Annotated in this window: 10 protein-coding genes; 4 read left to right on the top strand and 6 right to left on the bottom strand. The window is 63.7% G+C overall.

Annotated elements, in window-relative coordinates; all coding sequences use genetic code 11:
• Positions 1 to 99 precede the first annotated feature (99 nt).
• Both HX818_RS24920 and HX818_RS24925 read left to right on the top strand, forming a co-directional pair.
• Positions 100 to 1,209, top strand: a complete 1,110-nt coding sequence (locus HX818_RS24920) for a DUF3182 family protein (RefSeq protein WP_177020915.1) — start codon at positions 100 to 102, stop codon at positions 1,207 to 1,209.
• Entirely contained in the window at positions 1,199 to 1,951 is a 753-nt protein-coding gene (locus tag HX818_RS24925; protein ID WP_003210032.1) for a S9 family peptidase, read from the top strand. Before HX818_RS24920 ends, HX818_RS24925 begins: the two co-directional genes overlap by 11 nt.
• On the opposite strand, the gene HX818_RS24930 is transcribed toward HX818_RS24925, so the two are convergent.
• From HX818_RS24930 to HX818_RS24950, 5 genes are all read right to left on the bottom strand, one after another.
• On the bottom strand, positions 1,938 to 2,918 hold the full coding sequence (locus tag HX818_RS24930; RefSeq protein WP_177020916.1) for a lysylphosphatidylglycerol synthase domain-containing protein: 981 nt from the start codon (positions 2,916 to 2,918) through the stop codon (positions 1,938 to 1,940). The two genes, HX818_RS24925 and HX818_RS24930, sit on opposite strands and share 14 nt — an antisense overlap.
• Positions 2,896 to 4,194, bottom strand: a complete 1,299-nt coding sequence (clsB, locus tag HX818_RS24935; RefSeq protein WP_177020917.1) for a cardiolipin synthase ClsB — start codon at positions 4,192 to 4,194, stop codon at positions 2,896 to 2,898. Before clsB ends, HX818_RS24930 begins: the two co-directional genes overlap by 23 nt.
• Positions 4,191 to 4,967 carry an endonuclease/exonuclease/phosphatase family protein gene (locus tag HX818_RS24940; protein WP_003210026.1) on the bottom strand — a complete coding sequence of 259 codons (777 nt, stop codon included), beginning with the start codon at positions 4,965 to 4,967 and terminating at the stop codon, positions 4,191 to 4,193. The genes clsB and HX818_RS24940 overlap by 4 nt, the downstream gene beginning before the upstream one ends.
• A complete protein-coding gene (locus HX818_RS24945) occupies positions 4,964 to 5,890 on the bottom strand; it encodes a DUF72 domain-containing protein (protein ID WP_177020918.1) in 927 nt (308 codons plus the stop codon). The genes HX818_RS24940 and HX818_RS24945 overlap by 4 nt, the downstream gene beginning before the upstream one ends.
• Positions 5,891 to 6,122: 232 nt before the next feature.
• Positions 6,123 to 7,325 carry an MFS transporter gene (locus HX818_RS24950; RefSeq protein ID WP_102369997.1) on the bottom strand — a complete coding sequence of 401 codons (1,203 nt, stop codon included), beginning with the start codon at positions 7,323 to 7,325 and terminating at the stop codon, positions 6,123 to 6,125.
• 177 nt (positions 7,326 to 7,502) lie between these two features.
• Here HX818_RS24950 and HX818_RS24955 point away from each other — a divergent pair, with 177 nt between their 5' ends.
• On the top strand, positions 7,503 to 9,617 hold the full coding sequence (locus HX818_RS24955) for a mechanosensitive ion channel family protein (protein ID WP_102369996.1): 2,115 nt from the start codon (positions 7,503 to 7,505) through the stop codon (positions 9,615 to 9,617).
• Positions 9,618 to 9,748: 131 nt separating this feature from the next.
• Here HX818_RS24955 and HX818_RS24960 read toward each other — a convergent pair whose 3' ends face one another.
• Positions 9,749 to 14,029, bottom strand: coding sequence for a DEAD/DEAH box helicase (locus tag HX818_RS24960; protein ID WP_177020919.1), 4,281 nt, complete (start codon positions 14,027 to 14,029; stop codon positions 9,749 to 9,751).
• Positions 14,030 to 14,473: 444 nt separating this feature from the next.
• Between HX818_RS24960 and HX818_RS24965 the strand changes: the two genes are divergently transcribed.
• Complete coding sequence (locus HX818_RS24965; protein WP_008436463.1) at positions 14,474 to 15,364, top strand: sugar nucleotide-binding protein; 891 nt, start codon at positions 14,474 to 14,476, stop codon at positions 15,362 to 15,364.
• Positions 15,365 to 15,433 lie beyond the last annotated feature (69 nt).

The following is a 15,433-nucleotide window of genomic DNA, read 5'->3' on the forward strand; positions in this document are numbered from 1 at the left end:
GCAACTGATTGATTCCCCTCGCGTTTAAACAAACGCCGCCTTGGCTTGATCCCTGCTACCGTTTCCTTACACACATGGCAGCAGAGCCAAGGGGGACGCATGACCCCGACAAATCGCAAAAAAATCGTGGTGGCGCATTCAATCCGTCCGCAAGCGCCATTGCACGAAGTGGAGACCAACCGCGCCCTGGCCCGTTGGCTGGCGCACATCCTCGGGCTCAAATATGGCGGCAGCTATAACCCTGAGCAGCACAGTGGGCGCGACCTCTATCTATTGCCCACTCAGACGCTGGTTGGCGCGGCACAGGCGCGGCAATTCGGCGTCAAAGGCCCTGAGGATCTGTGGGGCGGCTACGTCGATCACGATTTCATCTGCACCAAGGCCATCAGCCACGGTTTGCTGAATAAAAACGCGGTTGCGCCCGAAGGCTGGTCGCCGCTGTTTTCCGAGCGCATCCGCAATGTGGTGCTGGATGGGTTGAGTGTGCACGCCCTGGCAGATGCGCGGCCGGCGGCGACCCATTTGCTGTACACCGGGCCGATCCGTCTCAAGCCCGTGCATGCCTGCGCCGGTCGCGGCCAGGAAGTGATCCGCAGCCTCGACGAGTTCGACGCCATCCTCGCGCGCCCGGATGCGGCGCAATTGTTCAGCGACGGCGTGGTGCTGGAGCAGGACCTGAGTGACGTGGTCACCCACAGTGTCGGCCAGAGCTTTATCGGCGATCACGTCATCAGCTACTGCGGCGATCAATACCTGACCCGGGACGGGCAGGGCGAAGAGGTCTATGGTGGTTCCAACCTGTTGGTGGTCCAGGGCTACTACGAAGACCTGCTCAAGCTCGACATGCCCGATGACGTGCGCCTGGCCATCCAGCAAGCGCAGGTCTTCGATAACGCGGCGGATGAGGCCTATCCCGGGTTCTACGCCTCGCGGCGCAATTACGACATCGCCCAGGGCCTGGACAGCGACGGCCAACGCCGCAGCGGCGTGCTCGAGCAGTCCTGGCGCATGGGCGGGGCCAGCAGCGCGGAAGTCGCGGCGCTGCAAAGCTTCGTCAACAATCCCGGGCTGCGGGCGATTTATGTCTCGTCGGTAGAAACCTACGTCGACCAGCCACTGCCCGCTGACGCGATCGAGGTGTACCGGGGCCCGGCAGAAAACAGCGACTTTCTTCTCAAGTACGTGACGGTCAAATCCTATGACGGCTAGAAGCGAAACCATTGCCATTGATATCGACGACGAACAGATGAGCGGGACCTTCCTCAGTCCCAAATCGAAAGTACCGGGGGTGTTGTTTGTGCACGGCTGGGGTGGGAGCCAGGAGCGTGACCTGGAACGCGCCAAGGGTATCGCCGGGCTCGGTTGTGTATGCCTTACATTCGACCTGCGCGGCCATGCCGGCAACGGCATTCCGTTATCCCGCGTCACCCGCGAAGACAACCTGCGCGACCTGCTCGCGGCCTACGACCGCCTGCTGTCACACCCGGCCATCGACACCTCGGCGGTGGCGGTGGTGGGCACCAGCTACGGCGGTTACCTGGCCGCCATCCTCACTTCGCTGCGCCCCGTGCGCTGGCTGGCTTTGCGGGTGCCGGCGCTGTACCGCGACCAGGAATGGCTCAAGCCCAAGCGCGACCTGGACAAGGCCGACCTGATGGATTATCGCGGCACCTTTGTGCACGCCGAAACCAATCGCGCCCTGCATGCATGCGCGGCGTTTACCGGTGATGTGTTGATCGTGGAGTCGGAGACCGACGACCACGTGCCCCATGCCACCATCATGAGCTACCGCGCCGCCTGCCAGCAGACGCATTCGCTGACTCACCGGATTATCGACGGTGCGGATCATTCCCTGAGTGATCCGGTTTCCCAGCAGGCCTACACCTCGATCCTGGTGGACTGGATTACCGAGATGGTGGTGGGCGAGCGCTTGAGCATCATCCAGTCGTAGGCGTTTTCTTCACGCGCAATGCCTTGGCCTTGGCTTCGACCGCGAGGTACATCACCAGGGCCACCAGCAGGGGCAGGATGAAGTAGATCGCGCGGTAGGCGATCAGCCCCGCGAGCAGACTGCCGCGGGACGCTTCGTGCTGCAGCAAGGCAATGAACACTGCCTCCAGCACACCCAGCCCTGCCGGGATATGCGTGACCACCCCGGCAATGCTGCTGATCAGCAACACCCCGAGCACCACGGGGTAATCCAGCTGCTTGGGCAGCAGGGTAAAAATCACTGCTGCCATCAGCGACCAGTTCAGCGCGCCGAGCGCCAACTGCAACACTGCCATGCGCAGCGACGGCAGGCTGATTTCAATCCCGCGTATCGACCATGCGCGCTTTTTCGACAAGCGACAGGCCAGCAGGTAACCCAGGCTCGCCAGTACCAACAGCACGCCGACGCCTTGCAACGCACCGCTGCTGAGCTTCCACCCCGGAGGCAATGTCACCAGCCCGCTGCTGAATACCGCGCCGGCGATCGCCATGTAGCCGAACCAGTTGGTGGCCAGGCTCAAGCCGAGGATCTTCGCGATGTTCCCGCTGCTCACCCCGAGTCGGGAATACAACCGATAGCGCATGGCGATGCCACCTACCCACGCGCTCAGGTTGAGGTTGAACGCATAGCTGATGATGCCCACCGGCAAAATCTGCTTCCAGCCCAACGGCTGGCGGATGTAGGTGCGGCCGATCAGGTCGAAGCACGAATACACCAGGAAACTGCACAAAGTCAGCCCACCCGCGATGAGCAGCGTGCGCAGCTTGAAGTCGCCCAGGGTGTCGAGCACTTCGCTCCAGTCGATACGCCGGGCGAGCAGGGTGAACAACACGATCAGCACCAGGAAAAACACCACCGTCAGCGGTTTTTTCCAGCGTTTCAAGAAGCCGGGGCGAGCGCTTTCTTCAGCGATGCGAGCTTGGGTCATGATCCGCACGCTCCTCAAGAACGAAGGGTTTCAACCTCGGCTTGTGGGCCGGCAACCAGCCGGTCCACGACGGAAAATGCCGCAGCACATGGAACACCACGAAACCCACGGTCACCCGCCAGAACCAGCCGCGAGGCGCGCGGTTTTCCGGCATGGTCTTGCAGTGGTTCTGGCTCAGATATCCCAGGCGCTCGAACAACTGCTGGTTGAAGCCACGATCACGAACCAGCACATTCGCCTCCAGGTTCAGTGACAGGCTCAGCGGGTCGAGATTGCTCGAACCCACCGTGCTCCACTCTTCATCCACCAGCGCCACCTTGCCGTGCAACGGACGCTGGCAGTACTCGTGGATCACCACGCCTTCCTTGAGCAAATAGTCATAGAGCATGCGTGCCGCCAGCTTGGCCAGCAGCACATCCGGCTGGCCCTGCATGATCAACTGCACGTGCACGCCGCGCCGCGCGGCATTACGAATTTCCCGCAGCAGGCGGTAGCCGGGAAAGAAATAGGCGTTGGCGATCACCACCCGCCGCTCGGCCTTGCGCAGGGCGTGCAGGTAGGCCTCTTCAATATCGGTACGGTGTTGCAGATTGTCCCGGTAGATCAGCCGTACCAGGCCGTCGCCTTCGCCGGCAGCCCATGGCGACGGGCGTTGCTCGCGCCGCCAGCCGCGCCGCTTGCGCACACGCCGGCCACTTTGTGCGAGGGCGAAATGATGCAGGTCGGCGACTGCCGGGCCCTGCACCTGCACGGCATAATCCTGCTTGGCCTCGGGGCCGAAATCCCCCAGGTGATCCGCCGAGAAATTGATCCCGCCGATAAACGCCACACTGGCATCCACCACCACAATCTTGCGGTGCAGGCGGCGAAACCAGTTGGTGCGAAAACCCAATGTCTTGCTCGCCGGGTCGAACATCTGCACGGTCACGCCGGCCTGGCTCAATTCGCTGAGAAACCCCGGTGTCAGCTCGCCACAACCAAAGCCATCGAGGCTGGCGACGACCTTGACGCCACGCTGCGCCGCCTCGATCAAAATGCCTTTGAGCTCGTGGCCGACCTTGTCTTCGAAAAGGATAAAGGTCTCCAGCAAGATCTCCCGCTGGGCCTGGCGCATCGCCTCGAACACTTTGGGAAAGTAGGCCTCGCCGTTCTCCAGCAACTCGATCTGGTTACCGCTCTGCCAGCCGTAATCCAGGTCCCGGGCCACGGCATCGTCCGGCGGTTGGTCGGTCGCGATGTGTTCCACCGCGACCTTTTCCAGTGGTGCGCTGTTCATAACTCGATCTCCACCGACAGCGGCGCATGGTCCGACAAGTGTGACCACGGGCGGCTGGTCAGGACTTGGGGCTGATGCACCTTGAGGTTGCGCACATAGATGCGGTCCAGCGGCAGCAGCGGCAGGCGCGCCGGGAAGGTGCGGGCCGGCTTGCCGTGGGTTTCGATAAACACTTCCCGCAGCCCGCAGTGGGCGAGATCGGCGCGCTGGCGCCAGTCATTGAAATCACCGGCGACAATCACCGGCGCGTCGGCGGGAATCTCGGCGACCCGCTGCGCGATCAGGCGCAGTTGCTGCTGGCGATGGACTTCCCGCAGCCCCAGGTGCACGCAGATGGCATGCACGTCCTGCACGTTGCCCGGCAAGCGCAGCACGCAATGCAGCAGCCCGCGACTTTCGTGGCCGCTCTGGGAGATGTCGAGATTGTCGTAGCGGATGATCTGGAATTTCGACAGCAGCGCATTACCGTGGTCGCCATGGGGATACACCGCGTTGCGACCGTAGGCGTATTGCGGCCAGATACTGTCGGCGAGGAACTCGTATTGCGGCATGCTCGGCCAGTTACTGTAGCGCTTGGGGTGGCGTTCATGGGTGCCGTGGATTTCCTGAAGGAACACCACGTCGGCGGCCACGCTGCGGATCGCCTCGCGCAACTCGGGCAGGATGAAGCGCCGGTTGAGCGCGGTGAAGCCCTTGTGGGTATTGACCGTCAGCACCCTGAAGCGGGTGATGGTTTCGGTGGGCGTGGTTGGCATCAGTTCCGGATGGGTCATGACAGCACCCCCGTGTCCGGCAACTTGCCGGGTTCGGTGGCCAGTGCCTGGTCCAGGCCAAAACGCTGCAGTAATTGGCGCGCGTCGAAGGGCGCGCGCACCTTGATGTCGTTATCGAAGTAGCAAAACACCTCGCGCTGCTTGCGGGCGCGGGGTTTGTGCTTCGGGTCGATCAACTGTGCATCGGCGGGTTGTTTGCCGTGGCTCCAGCGTTCGATGCGATCGCCCCAGCGCTTGAGCGCTTCGGACGTATAGCCGCTGGCATACAGCGCTTTGTCCCCATGCAGGCGCAGGTACACAAAGTTGGCCGTGACGTCTTCCAGGTAGGGCCACTTGCCGGCTGTGTCCGCCACCACCAGGGCCACGCCGTGCTTGTCGAGCATCTCGACAAACTCCGGCACGGCGAAACTCTTGTGGCGAATCTCCACCGCATGGCGCAGCGGCTTTTTACCGTGGGCTTGCAGGCTCGCCTTGCCGTTCAGGCGCGGCTCATGCTCGCGGGCGAGGGCGGCGGCCTGCTGGGTAGTAGTGGGTAATTCGGCGAGAAAGGCTTCAAACAACGGCGGGTCGAATTTGAAACTGGGCGGGAACTGCCAGAGGATCGGCCCGAGCTTTTCCTTGAGCTCCAGCACCCCGGAGGCGAAGAAATTCGCCATCGGCTTGTGCACCTCCCGCAACCGCAGGATATGCGTGATATAGCGCGGCGCCTTGACGCTGAACACAAATCCTTCAGGCGTGTCGCCATACCACTCGGCATAGCGCTTGGGTGTTTGCAGCGCGTAGAACGAGCCGTTGATCTCGATGCTGTTGACCGCCCGTGAGGCAAACTGCAGCTCGCGCTTCTGGGTCAGGCCCTCGGGGTAGAAATCCCCCCGCCAGGGCGTGTAGCGCCAGCCGGAAATGCCGATATGAATCGCGGCCATGATGACTCCCGTGGGTTAACTGTGTGGTGACCTCCGTTTTTGGATGACTGTGAGGATCGGGAGAAAGTTTCGACGGTCCTACAGACGGTTTGGCGCTGGGCAACACCACACTCCAATGTGGGAGCCGGGCTTGCCCGCGATGACGGAGTGTCAGCAGAGACTTATCTCACTGATCCACCGCCATCGCGGGCAAGCCCGGCTCCCACAGTTGTTTTACGTTTATCCCGACGGATCAGTGCCCGCCAACCACCCGGGTCGAGCTCTCGGCATACACCGGCCCCAACCGGTCAAGGCGCCCGCTCCAGGCCGTCAGCGCCAAGGCCACCAACACCACCGAGCCGCCAATCCACGCCGTGTGGATCAAGCCCATGTGGGCAACGATCAGGCCGCCGGCCCACGCGCCACCGGCAATCCCCAGGTTGAACGCCGCGATGTTCAGGCCCGAGGCCACGTCCACCGCGTTCGGCGTGTGATGTTCCGCCTGGCGCACCACATACACCTGCAAGCCCGGCACGTTGCCGAAAGCGACCGCGCCCCACACCAGCACAGTGGCCAGGGCCAGCCATGGGTTGCCTGCGGTAAAGGTCAGTACAAACAACACGGCAGCGAGCAGGGCAAAGATGATTTTCAGGGCGCTGATCGGACCGCGTTTGTCGGCCAGCTTGCCGCCCCAGATATTACCGATGGCCACCGAGATGCCATACACCAGCAACACCAGGCTGACGGTGCCGGCGCTGAAGCCGGAGATGTCCTGAAGGATCGGCGCCAGGTAGGTGAACGCGATGAACGAGCCGCCGTAACCCACCGCCGTCATGGCGTACACCAGCAGCAGCCGTGGTTGTTTCAACACTTGCAGTTGCTGCAACAGCGACGCGGGTTTGCTGTGGGCGATGTTTTTCGGTACGTAGAGCAGGCTGCCGATAAACGCGATCAAGCCCAGGGCCGAGACGGCGAGGAAGGTTTCGCGCCAGCCGAAGTGCTGGCCGATAAACGTCCCCAGTGGCACACCGGTCACCAATGCGACAGTCAGGCCGGTAAACATGATGGCAATCGCGCTGGCGGCTTTTTCCTTGGGCACCAGGCTTGTGGCGATCGTGGAGCCAATCGAGAAAAACACCCCGTGGGCCAGGCCGGTGACGATCCGTGCCAGTACCAGGGACTCATAACTCGGCGCTTGCCAGGCCAGCAGGTTGCCGAGGGTGAACAGCACCATCAGCGACAACAACAGCAGTTTGCGTGGCACTTTGCCGGTGAGGGCGGTGAGTACCGGCGCGCCGATGGCCACGCCCAAGGCGTAGAGGCTGACCAGCAGGCCGGCGGACGGCAAGTCGACACCCAGGTCGGCGCCGATGGTGGGTAACAGGCCAACGATGACGAACTCGGTCGTCCCGATGGCAAAAGCGCTGAGGGTCAGCGCGAGCAAGGCAATGGGCATGGCTGCAACTCCGGTGGGTTTCAATCAGGAGCGCAGTCTCGGGGTTCGGCTTGTGCGGAAAAAGACAGGTATTGGCATTTGATATTTGCCTGGGGCGCACGGATCGACGCGCGTGGGGAACGATCAGGCGTCAAACCCGTCAGTTCCTTACAGACCCTTCTGAAGGAGCCCGGTGTTTTGTTGAATTTAAAGACTGTGCTACTGCTCGGCACGCTGCTGTTCTGCGGCAGCGGCGCGCTGCAAGCGGCCACCGCCCCCGCGGCTCCAGCGCCTGCCGCCCCGGCCCAGCCGGAACTTTTGGTAGAAGGCGGCCTGCTCGGCGCCATCAGCTCCAGCATCGATGATGTGCAGGACAAACTCGACCTCAACCAGAACCTGGTCGACGCCTGGCGGCTGCGGGCCGACCGGGCGGCGGATGAGGTGGACAAGCTGGTCAACCAGCCGTCCGAACGTTCCTCGTGGAGCGTAGCCGGGGATTTCCTGTTGTTGTCCGGGGTGTGGATCGGCGCGTTCGCCGCGCTGACCCTGCTGGGGCGCTTTATCGTCAAGCGCCTGAGCCTGCAGCGGCATATCGCACCTCGCCAGCGCCTCCAGGCGTTGCTGGGTTACCTGATTCCCTACACGATACCGGCGCTTATCTGCCTGCCATTGACGCTCTACGTCAGCCACTTCCTGCCCACCTCGGTGGGCCGTGCGCTGGCGCTGTGTTTTGCCTACGCCACCAGCAGCGGCATTTTCTCCACCTCGATCCTGTTGTGCGTGATCGTCATGTTCAACGTCGGCCACAAGCGCCCGGCGGTGCAGATTATTCGGGACTACTGCCCCAAGCCGCTGTTCCTGATCGGCTTCCTTGCCGCCCTCAGCGATGCGCTGACCAGCCCACAGATCGCCCGCCAACTGGGGGGCAATATCACCGCCAGCGTCGCGATCTTCACCGGGCTGTTTGCCTCGGTGATCTTCGGCATGCTGGTGATTCGCCTGCGCCGTCCGGTGGCGCATTTGATCCGCAACCGGCCCCTGGCCCAGCGCTTGAAACACCCGGCGGTGCAGCAATCCCTGCGGGTGTTTTCCGGCCTGTGGTATTGGCCGATTCTATTGATGGTGCTGGTGTCGGCGATCAACCTGATCGGCGCCGGCGACGACAGCCAGAAAGCCCTGCGCTGTGCGCTGTTCACCACGATCCTGCTGATCGGCACGGTGTTCCTCAGCACGGTGTTGCAGCACCTGTTCCAGTCCCGCAGCACGGTGGCGGTGCAGCGCAGCAGTGCCTACAAGGAACGTTTCCTCAGCCTGCTGCACGCGCTGTTGCGCATCGTGATGGCCATCGCCTTTATCGAAATCCTCGGGCGTATCTGGGGCGTTTCGCTGTTTGAGTTTGCCCAGCGCAACTCCGTGGGCCGGGCCATCAGCGACTCCCTGAGCAGCATCGGTTTGATCCTGCTGGTGACCTGGCTGTTCTGGGTGGTGCTCGACACGGCGATTCAGGAAGCATTGAAACCCCCGGTCAACAAACGCTCCAGCCGCCAGCCCAGCACGCGGGTGAAAACCATCCTGCCACTGCTGCGCAACGCAGTGAAAATCATCCTGGTGGTGATCTGCGCGATCACCACCATGGCCAACCTGGGGATCAACGTCGCACCGCTGCTGGCGGGTGCCGGGGTGGTGGGCCTGGCCATTGGTTTTGGCTCCCAGCAACTGGTGCAGGATGTAATCACCGGGCTGTTCATCATCATCGAAGACACCCTGTCGATTGGCGATTGGGTGGTGCTCGACTCCGGCCACGCCGGTACCGTCGAGGGGCTGACCATCCGCACCCTGCGCCTGCGGGACGGCAAGGGGTTTGTGCATTCGGTGCCGTTCGGGCAGATCAAGGCCGTCACCAACCAGTCGCGGCAATTCGCCTATGCGTTCTTCTCGGTGCAGTTCACCTACGACACCGATGTCGACAAGGCCGTGGAACTGATTCGCGAGGCGGGGCAGTCGATCCGCGACGACGTGTTCCTCAAGTACAACCTGCAAGGGCCGCTGGAGGTATTTGGCGTCGACAAGATGGACCTCAACGGCGTGGTGCTGACGGCGCAGTTCCGCACGGTGTCGGGTGGGCAATATGCGGTGAGCCGCGCGTTTAACCAGCGCTTGAAAAAGCTTGTGGATAACTGTGCCTTTGTTCACTTCGCGCAAACTTATCCACAGCAGGTGATGCTGCCGCAGCGGGTCGGGCAGCAGGTGGATGAGCCGGAGGAAGAAGTGCCTTCGTCGGTGGTGCTCACTGAGCAGCCAAGAACCCAATAGTTTTGTGTTGAGGCCGCCGGCCTCTTCGCGAGCAAGCCCGCTCCCACATTCGATCGCATTCCAAGGGCGGAACCGGATCGAATGTGGGAGCGGGCTTGCTCGCGAAGGCGTCATTACGGGCGCTGCACAAGTCAGTGTCTGATCAGTTTTTCCCGCACCAACCCGGCCTCCTGCTGATCCAACTCCAGCAACACCTGCTGCTTGCCGGCAATCTCCACCGCCGCCGGCAAACCATCCCGGTACACCAGCCGATTACCGCTCAATGCCGGCACCTTGCTACCCGGCAGCAGCGTACCGACCAGGTTCAGCGGATCCGCCCCACACACGGCAATCAAGCTTCCATCGTGAGGCCGCCGCCGAACTTCCCGCAGCAGCGGAATCGCTTCCGGCAACGCAAACTGTTCCCCCGCCAAACCACTTACAAACCGCCCGCCACGAATCTCGCCCCGGGCCTCCAGCCGGTGGAACGTACGCAGCAATTCGCGCCAACTGGGCAGCCAGTCCGCCTCGCGCTCCAGCAGGCGCCAGAACACCACCCCGTAGCGGCGCAGCAAGGTCATCGCCACATGCTCCAGCGTCTCGGCCGAGTGAGCCCCCGGACGTGTGCCGTCCGCCACCGGTGCCCGCCGTACCAGGGCCCAACGCCCGGCATCGTCCATCCCGCCGACAAACGCGCCACGCCCGCGCCGACTGCTGCGGGCCTGACGTTTGCTCGCCGGCGTGGTCAGGGCGCGCAGGCCGGCAAAACTGTCGGCGTTCGCCAGCCCCGCGCCCACCAGTTCCTGCAACGCGGTTTCCAGTTCGCTGCGCAGCAGATGGGCTTCGTGGATCAATTCATCGAAAAACAGCGCGCCGTTTTCCCGCAGCGCCTGATGGACTTTCTGTGCCTTGGGCGACAGCTCGGTACTGTCCGGCGCTTCGGTCAGTCCACTCCATAATGGCACCTGGCTGCGGGGCAACAGCACCACTGGCGTGCTGCGCAGGGCCGTCGCGCCGGCCTTGTTGCTCAGGCGTGTCCACACCACTTTGCCGCTGCGGCACAAATCGTCCAGCCAGTGGGGCGCGTAATCCTTGATTCGTGCGCTGAGCAAATCGCTGTCCCAGGCCGAAGTGGCTGCGGCGTACCCTTCCAGCTGCGCGACGATCTGCGGCAACACGGCGCTGCCCTGGCCGCGGGTACCGTTCGACAGGTGCTGCCAGTCGAACAGAAAACGCATGAAATCCTGCAACGCCACCGGCTCGATTTCCCGGCGCAGGCGCTTGACCGTGTAGCGGTGAATGCGCGCCAGCAGGTGACGTTCGCACCATTGTTCGGCGCTGGCGCCGGGGCTGAAACGGCCGCGCAGCACGTAGCCTTCGCTCTCCAGCCGCGCGAGTGCCTGTGATACGTCGGCCACCGGCAAGGCCAGGGGCGCGGCGATCTCGATCAGCGTCAATGGGCCGAAGCCGCTCAGGCGCGCCCGCAGCACTTCCACCAAGGCTTCATCGAAGGTCCAGGGCTCATCGAAACCGGGCAACAGCGGCAGCTCGTTCGGGTAGATCGCCGCTAAACAGCTCAAGCGCTCCAGAGCGACCCAAACGGCCTGGTCGGTACCGATCTGCAATCGGCTGGCGCGCCCACCGTCGGCCAGGGCTTGCAGCCATTCTGCCCACTGCGCCGTGACCTCCGATTCGGCAATGCACGCCAAACTCATCAGCGCTTCATGCATCTCGTCCAGGCCATTGGGCGCCGGCCAGGCTTCCTCGCACACACCGGCAATCGCTTCGGCATCCAGCGCGCCAAGGTCATCGGTGCTTTGCGGGTCGCTCCAGCGCCGGTTGAGCACGGCCTGGGTGCGGCGCTCCTCCAGCGGAGCGTCGTCGAGAAAGGTGTAGGGGCGGGCGCTGAGAATCTCTGCTGCGAGTGGCGACGGCGCCGGCAGATCACGGCTGATCAGGCGGATTTCGCCGCGCTCCATGCGCCGCAACAGGGCCAGCCAGCCTTCGCTGTCCATGGCTTCGTGCAGGCAGTCGTCGAGGGTTTGCTCCACCAGCGGATGCTCGGGCACTTCGCGCTCGCCGGCGAGGTTTTCCAGGCAAGCGATCTGGTCGGGGAACACACTGGCGATCAGGTCTTCACTCTTCATGCGCTGGATCTGCGGCGCCACCTTGCGCCCACCGGTGTAGCGCGGCAATGCCAGGGCCACCCCGGCATTCCAGCGCCAGCGCACGCCGAACAGCGGTGCATCCAGTACCGCCTGGATCAGGATGTGCTCGGCCGTGTTGCTGTTCAGGTAGCGCCACACTTCGTCCAGCTCAAAGCTGTGACTGGTGGACAGCGACAACACGATTGCGTCCTCGCTGGCGGCGGCTTGCAGTTCGAAGTTGAAGGTGCGGCAAAACCGCTTGCGCAGCGCCAGGCCCCAGGCGCGGTTGATGCGACTGCCGAACGGCGTGTGGATGATCAATTGGGTGCCGCCGGACTCGTCGAAAAACCGTTCCATGATCAACGTGTCCTGGGACGGCAGCGCGCTCAGCGCCAGCCGCGCCCGCGCCAGGTAATCCAGCAGTTGTTCGGCGCTGGCCAGGTTCAGGCCGAGGGTACCGGTGAGCCAATCGAGCGCCGGTTGCAGGTTACCCGGCGTGGCGCCCAGCAGCGCGTCCAGTTGCCCCTGAAAACGCGCCACGGCAAACGACAACTCGGCACTGCGCCCCGGTGCTTCGCCGAGCCAGAACGGAATGGTCGGCGGCTGGCCGTGGGCATCCTCGACCCGCACCTTGCCGGGCTCCACTCGCAGGATGCGGTAGGAGGTGTTGCCCAGCTGGAAGATATCCCCGGCGATGCTTTCCACCGCGAAGTCTTCGTTGACGCTGCCGATGTTCAGGCTTTGCGGCTCAAGCAGCACGCTGTAGTCGGCGTTGTCGGGGATGGTGCCGCCGCTGGTCACGGCGGTGAGCTTGGCGCCCCGCCGGCCACGCAGGGTGCGGGTGATGGCGTCGCGGTGCAGGTAGGCGCTGCGCAGACCCTGGCGCCCGTTGTAGCCTTCGGCGAGCATTTGCAGTAGTGCCTGATAGTGACGTTCATCCAGCTCGGCGTAGGGCGCGGCGCGGCGGATCAGCGTGAGCAGGGCCTGTTCCTGCCATTCCTGGCAGCTGACTTCGGCGATGATCTGCTGGGCCAGCACATCCAGCGGCGCAACCGGGATCAGCAAGGTGTCCAGCTCGCCCCGGCGCACGCAGTCGAGCAGGGCGGCGCATTCGATCAGGTCGTCGCGGGTGGTGGCGAACAACCGGCCTTTGGGCGTGCCGCCGACCTGATGCCCGGAGCGTCCGACCCGTTGCAGAAAACCGTTGATCGAGCCGGGCGAGCCGATCTGGCACACCAGGTCGACATCGCCGATATCGATCCCCAGTTCCAGCGACGCAGTGGCGATCAACACCTGCAGCTCACCGGCCTTGAGCCGTTGTTCGGCGTCCAGGCGCATTTCCTTCGCGAGGCTGCCGTGGTGGGCGGCGACGGCGGTTTTGCCCAGGCGCTCGCTCAAGTGCCGGGCCAGGCGTTCGGCCAGGCGCCGGGTGTTGACGAAAATCAGCGTGGTGCGGTGTTGCCTGGCCAGTTCGGCGAGGCGGTCGTAGACCAGCTCCCACACGTCGTTGGCCATGACGGCCGACAGCGGCACCGGCGGCACTTCGATATCCAGGTCCCGTGGGCGTGCGTGGCCGATATCGACGATCTCGCAAGGCCGGCCGGTGCCCACCAGAAAGCGCGACACCGCCTCGATGGGCTTTTGCGTGGCGGACAGGCCGATGCGGGTCAGCGGTTCGCTGCACAAACCCTGCAGGCGCTCCAGTGTCAGGGCCATGTGGCTGCCGCGCTTGCTGGCGGCGATGGCGTGGATCTCATCGACGATCACCGTGCGGGTGCTGGCAAGCATCTGCCGGCCGGAATCCGAGCCGAGCAACACGTAGAGCGATTCCGGGGTGGTGACCAGGATGTGCGGCGGGTGCTTGCGCATCAGGGCGCGGTCTTTCTGTGGGGTGTCGCCGGTGCGCACGGCGGTGCGGATCGCCAGCGGAGGCAGGTCGAGGCGCTGCAAGTGCTCGGTGATGCCGGCCAGCGGGGTTTGCAGGTTGATCTGGATGTCGTTGGACAAGGCTTTGAGTGGCGAGACGTAGACCACCAGCGTTTGGTCTGGCAGTTGGCCGCCATTGGCCAGGCCTTGGTGCACGAGATCGTCCAGCACGGCGAGAAAAGCAGTCAGGGTCTTGCCGGAGCCGGTGGGCGCGGCGATCAGTGTGGAGCGGCGCTGGCGGATCAGCGGCCACGCCTGGGCCTGTGCGGCGGTCACCGACGGGAACGTGCTGCGGAACCAGGTGCTGACGGCGGGGTGGAAACCGTTCAAGACCGTGTCCGTTGATTCAGGAAGGTTCATCCCCAATTTATGCGGCCGGCCCCGGCAACTTGCAACCCCGGGATGCATTCCCTGTGGTGAGGGAGCTTGTTGCGGTGAGGGAGCTTGTTGTGGCCAGGGAGCTTGCAGTGGCGAGGGAGCTTGCTCCCGCTGGAGTGCGCAGCGCTCCCGCTTTTTTGGGGCCGCTACGCAGCCCAGCGGGAGCAAGCTCCCTCGCCACAAGAAGCTCCCTGGCCACAGCAAGCTCGCTGACCACTGCAAGGCCCCTGGCCACTGCATGCTCCCTGGCCATAAAAAGGCTCTCTCTACCTAAAGCCCCCCCGGCCGCAATCGGCGGCGCACTTTATAAGTGACGGTTGCGCTACAAACCCGCAAAATGCAACGATTCTGGCAAATGCCAACGGCATGGCTCACAAGCCTGTCGATAATAACCATCGTTCCAAACAGACCGGGCCTGCTCAATCTATGCGAATGCGCCTTATGTTACTGGGCGGCGGGAATGCCCTCGGGCAGGCGCTGATTCGCCTCGGTGCGGAGGAAGACATCGGTTTCCTCGCCCCGCGCCCGCCCCAAGACGGCTGGGATGCCGCGAGCCTCACGCAACTGCTCGACGACACCCGTCCCGATGCCTTGATCAATCTCGCCTATTACTTCGACTGGTTTCAGGCGGAGACGGTCAGCGAGACACGGCTGGCCGCCCAGGAATATGCGATTGAGCGCCTGGCCGAACTGTGCCAGCACCACAGCATCACCCTGCTGCAACCGTCCAGCTACCGGGTGTTCGACGGCTCCCGCGCCACCGCCTACAGCGAGAAAGACGAACCCGTGCCCTTGGGTCTGCGAGGCCAGGCGTTGTGGCGCATCGAGCAGAGCGTACGCGCCACCTGCCCGCAGCACGTGCTGTTGCGTTTCGGCTGGCTGCTGGATGACAGCGTCGACGGCACCCTCGGGCGCTTCCTGGCCCGTGCCGAAAAACCTGACGAACTGCTGATGGCCGACGACCGCCGGGGCAACCCGACGCCGGTGGACGATGCTGCGCGGGTGATCATTTCGGTGCTTAAGCAACTGGATTGCGCCGCGCCGTTGTGGGGCACTTATCACTATGCCGGCCACGAAGCGACTACCCCGCTGGCGCTGGGGCAGGCGATCCTGACCGAAGCGCGCAACTTCCACCCGCTGGCCGTGGAAGCGCCGACCGCCCAGGCCCACGCCGCCCGTCCGGATGCAGCCGACGAGCCGCAACACGCGGTGCTGGCCTGCAAGAAAATCCTCCACACCTTCGGCATCAAGCCACGGGCATGGCGGGCCGGGCTGCCGGCGTTGCTCGACCGGTTCTATCGACACGGTCAAACATAAAAAAGGCGCCTGAAACAGGCGCCTTTTTTTGTGGCGGTGCGCGGACGGTTAAAAGTGATATGTGTTGGC

Origin of the sequence: Pseudomonas sp. F9001 (assembly GCF_013385435.1) — a bacterium.
In the GTDB taxonomy this organism is placed as follows: domain Bacteria; phylum Pseudomonadota; class Gammaproteobacteria; order Pseudomonadales; family Pseudomonadaceae; genus Aquipseudomonas.

Bases quoted from the DNA above. Each gene is read 5' to 3' on its own strand.
- clsB (WP_177020917.1), bottom strand. From the start codon at position 4,194: ATGAACAGCGCACCACTGGAAAAGGTCGCGGTGGAACACATCGCGACC.
- HX818_RS24950 (WP_102369997.1), bottom strand. From the start codon at position 7,325: ATGCCCATTGCCTTGCTCGCGCTGACCCTCAGCGCTTTTGCCATCGGG.
- HX818_RS24940 (WP_003210026.1), bottom strand. From the start codon at position 4,967: ATGACCCATCCGGAACTGATGCCAACCACGCCCACCGAAACCATCACC.
- HX818_RS24920 (WP_177020915.1), top strand. From the start codon at position 100: ATGACCCCGACAAATCGCAAAAAAATCGTGGTGGCGCATTCAATCCGT.
- HX818_RS24930 (WP_177020916.1), bottom strand. From the start codon at position 2,918: ATGACCCAAGCTCGCATCGCTGAAGAAAGCGCTCGCCCCGGCTTCTTG.
- HX818_RS24945 (WP_177020918.1), bottom strand. From the start codon at position 5,890: ATGGCCGCGATTCATATCGGCATTTCCGGCTGGCGCTACACGCCCTGG.
- HX818_RS24925 (WP_003210032.1), top strand. From the start codon at position 1,199: ATGACGGCTAGAAGCGAAACCATTGCCATTGATATCGACGACGAACAG.
- HX818_RS24965 (WP_008436463.1), top strand. From the start codon at position 14,474: ATGCGAATGCGCCTTATGTTACTGGGCGGCGGGAATGCCCTCGGGCAG.
- HX818_RS24960 (WP_177020919.1), bottom strand. From the start codon at position 14,029: ATGAACCTTCCTGAATCAACGGACACGGTCTTGAACGGTTTCCACCCC.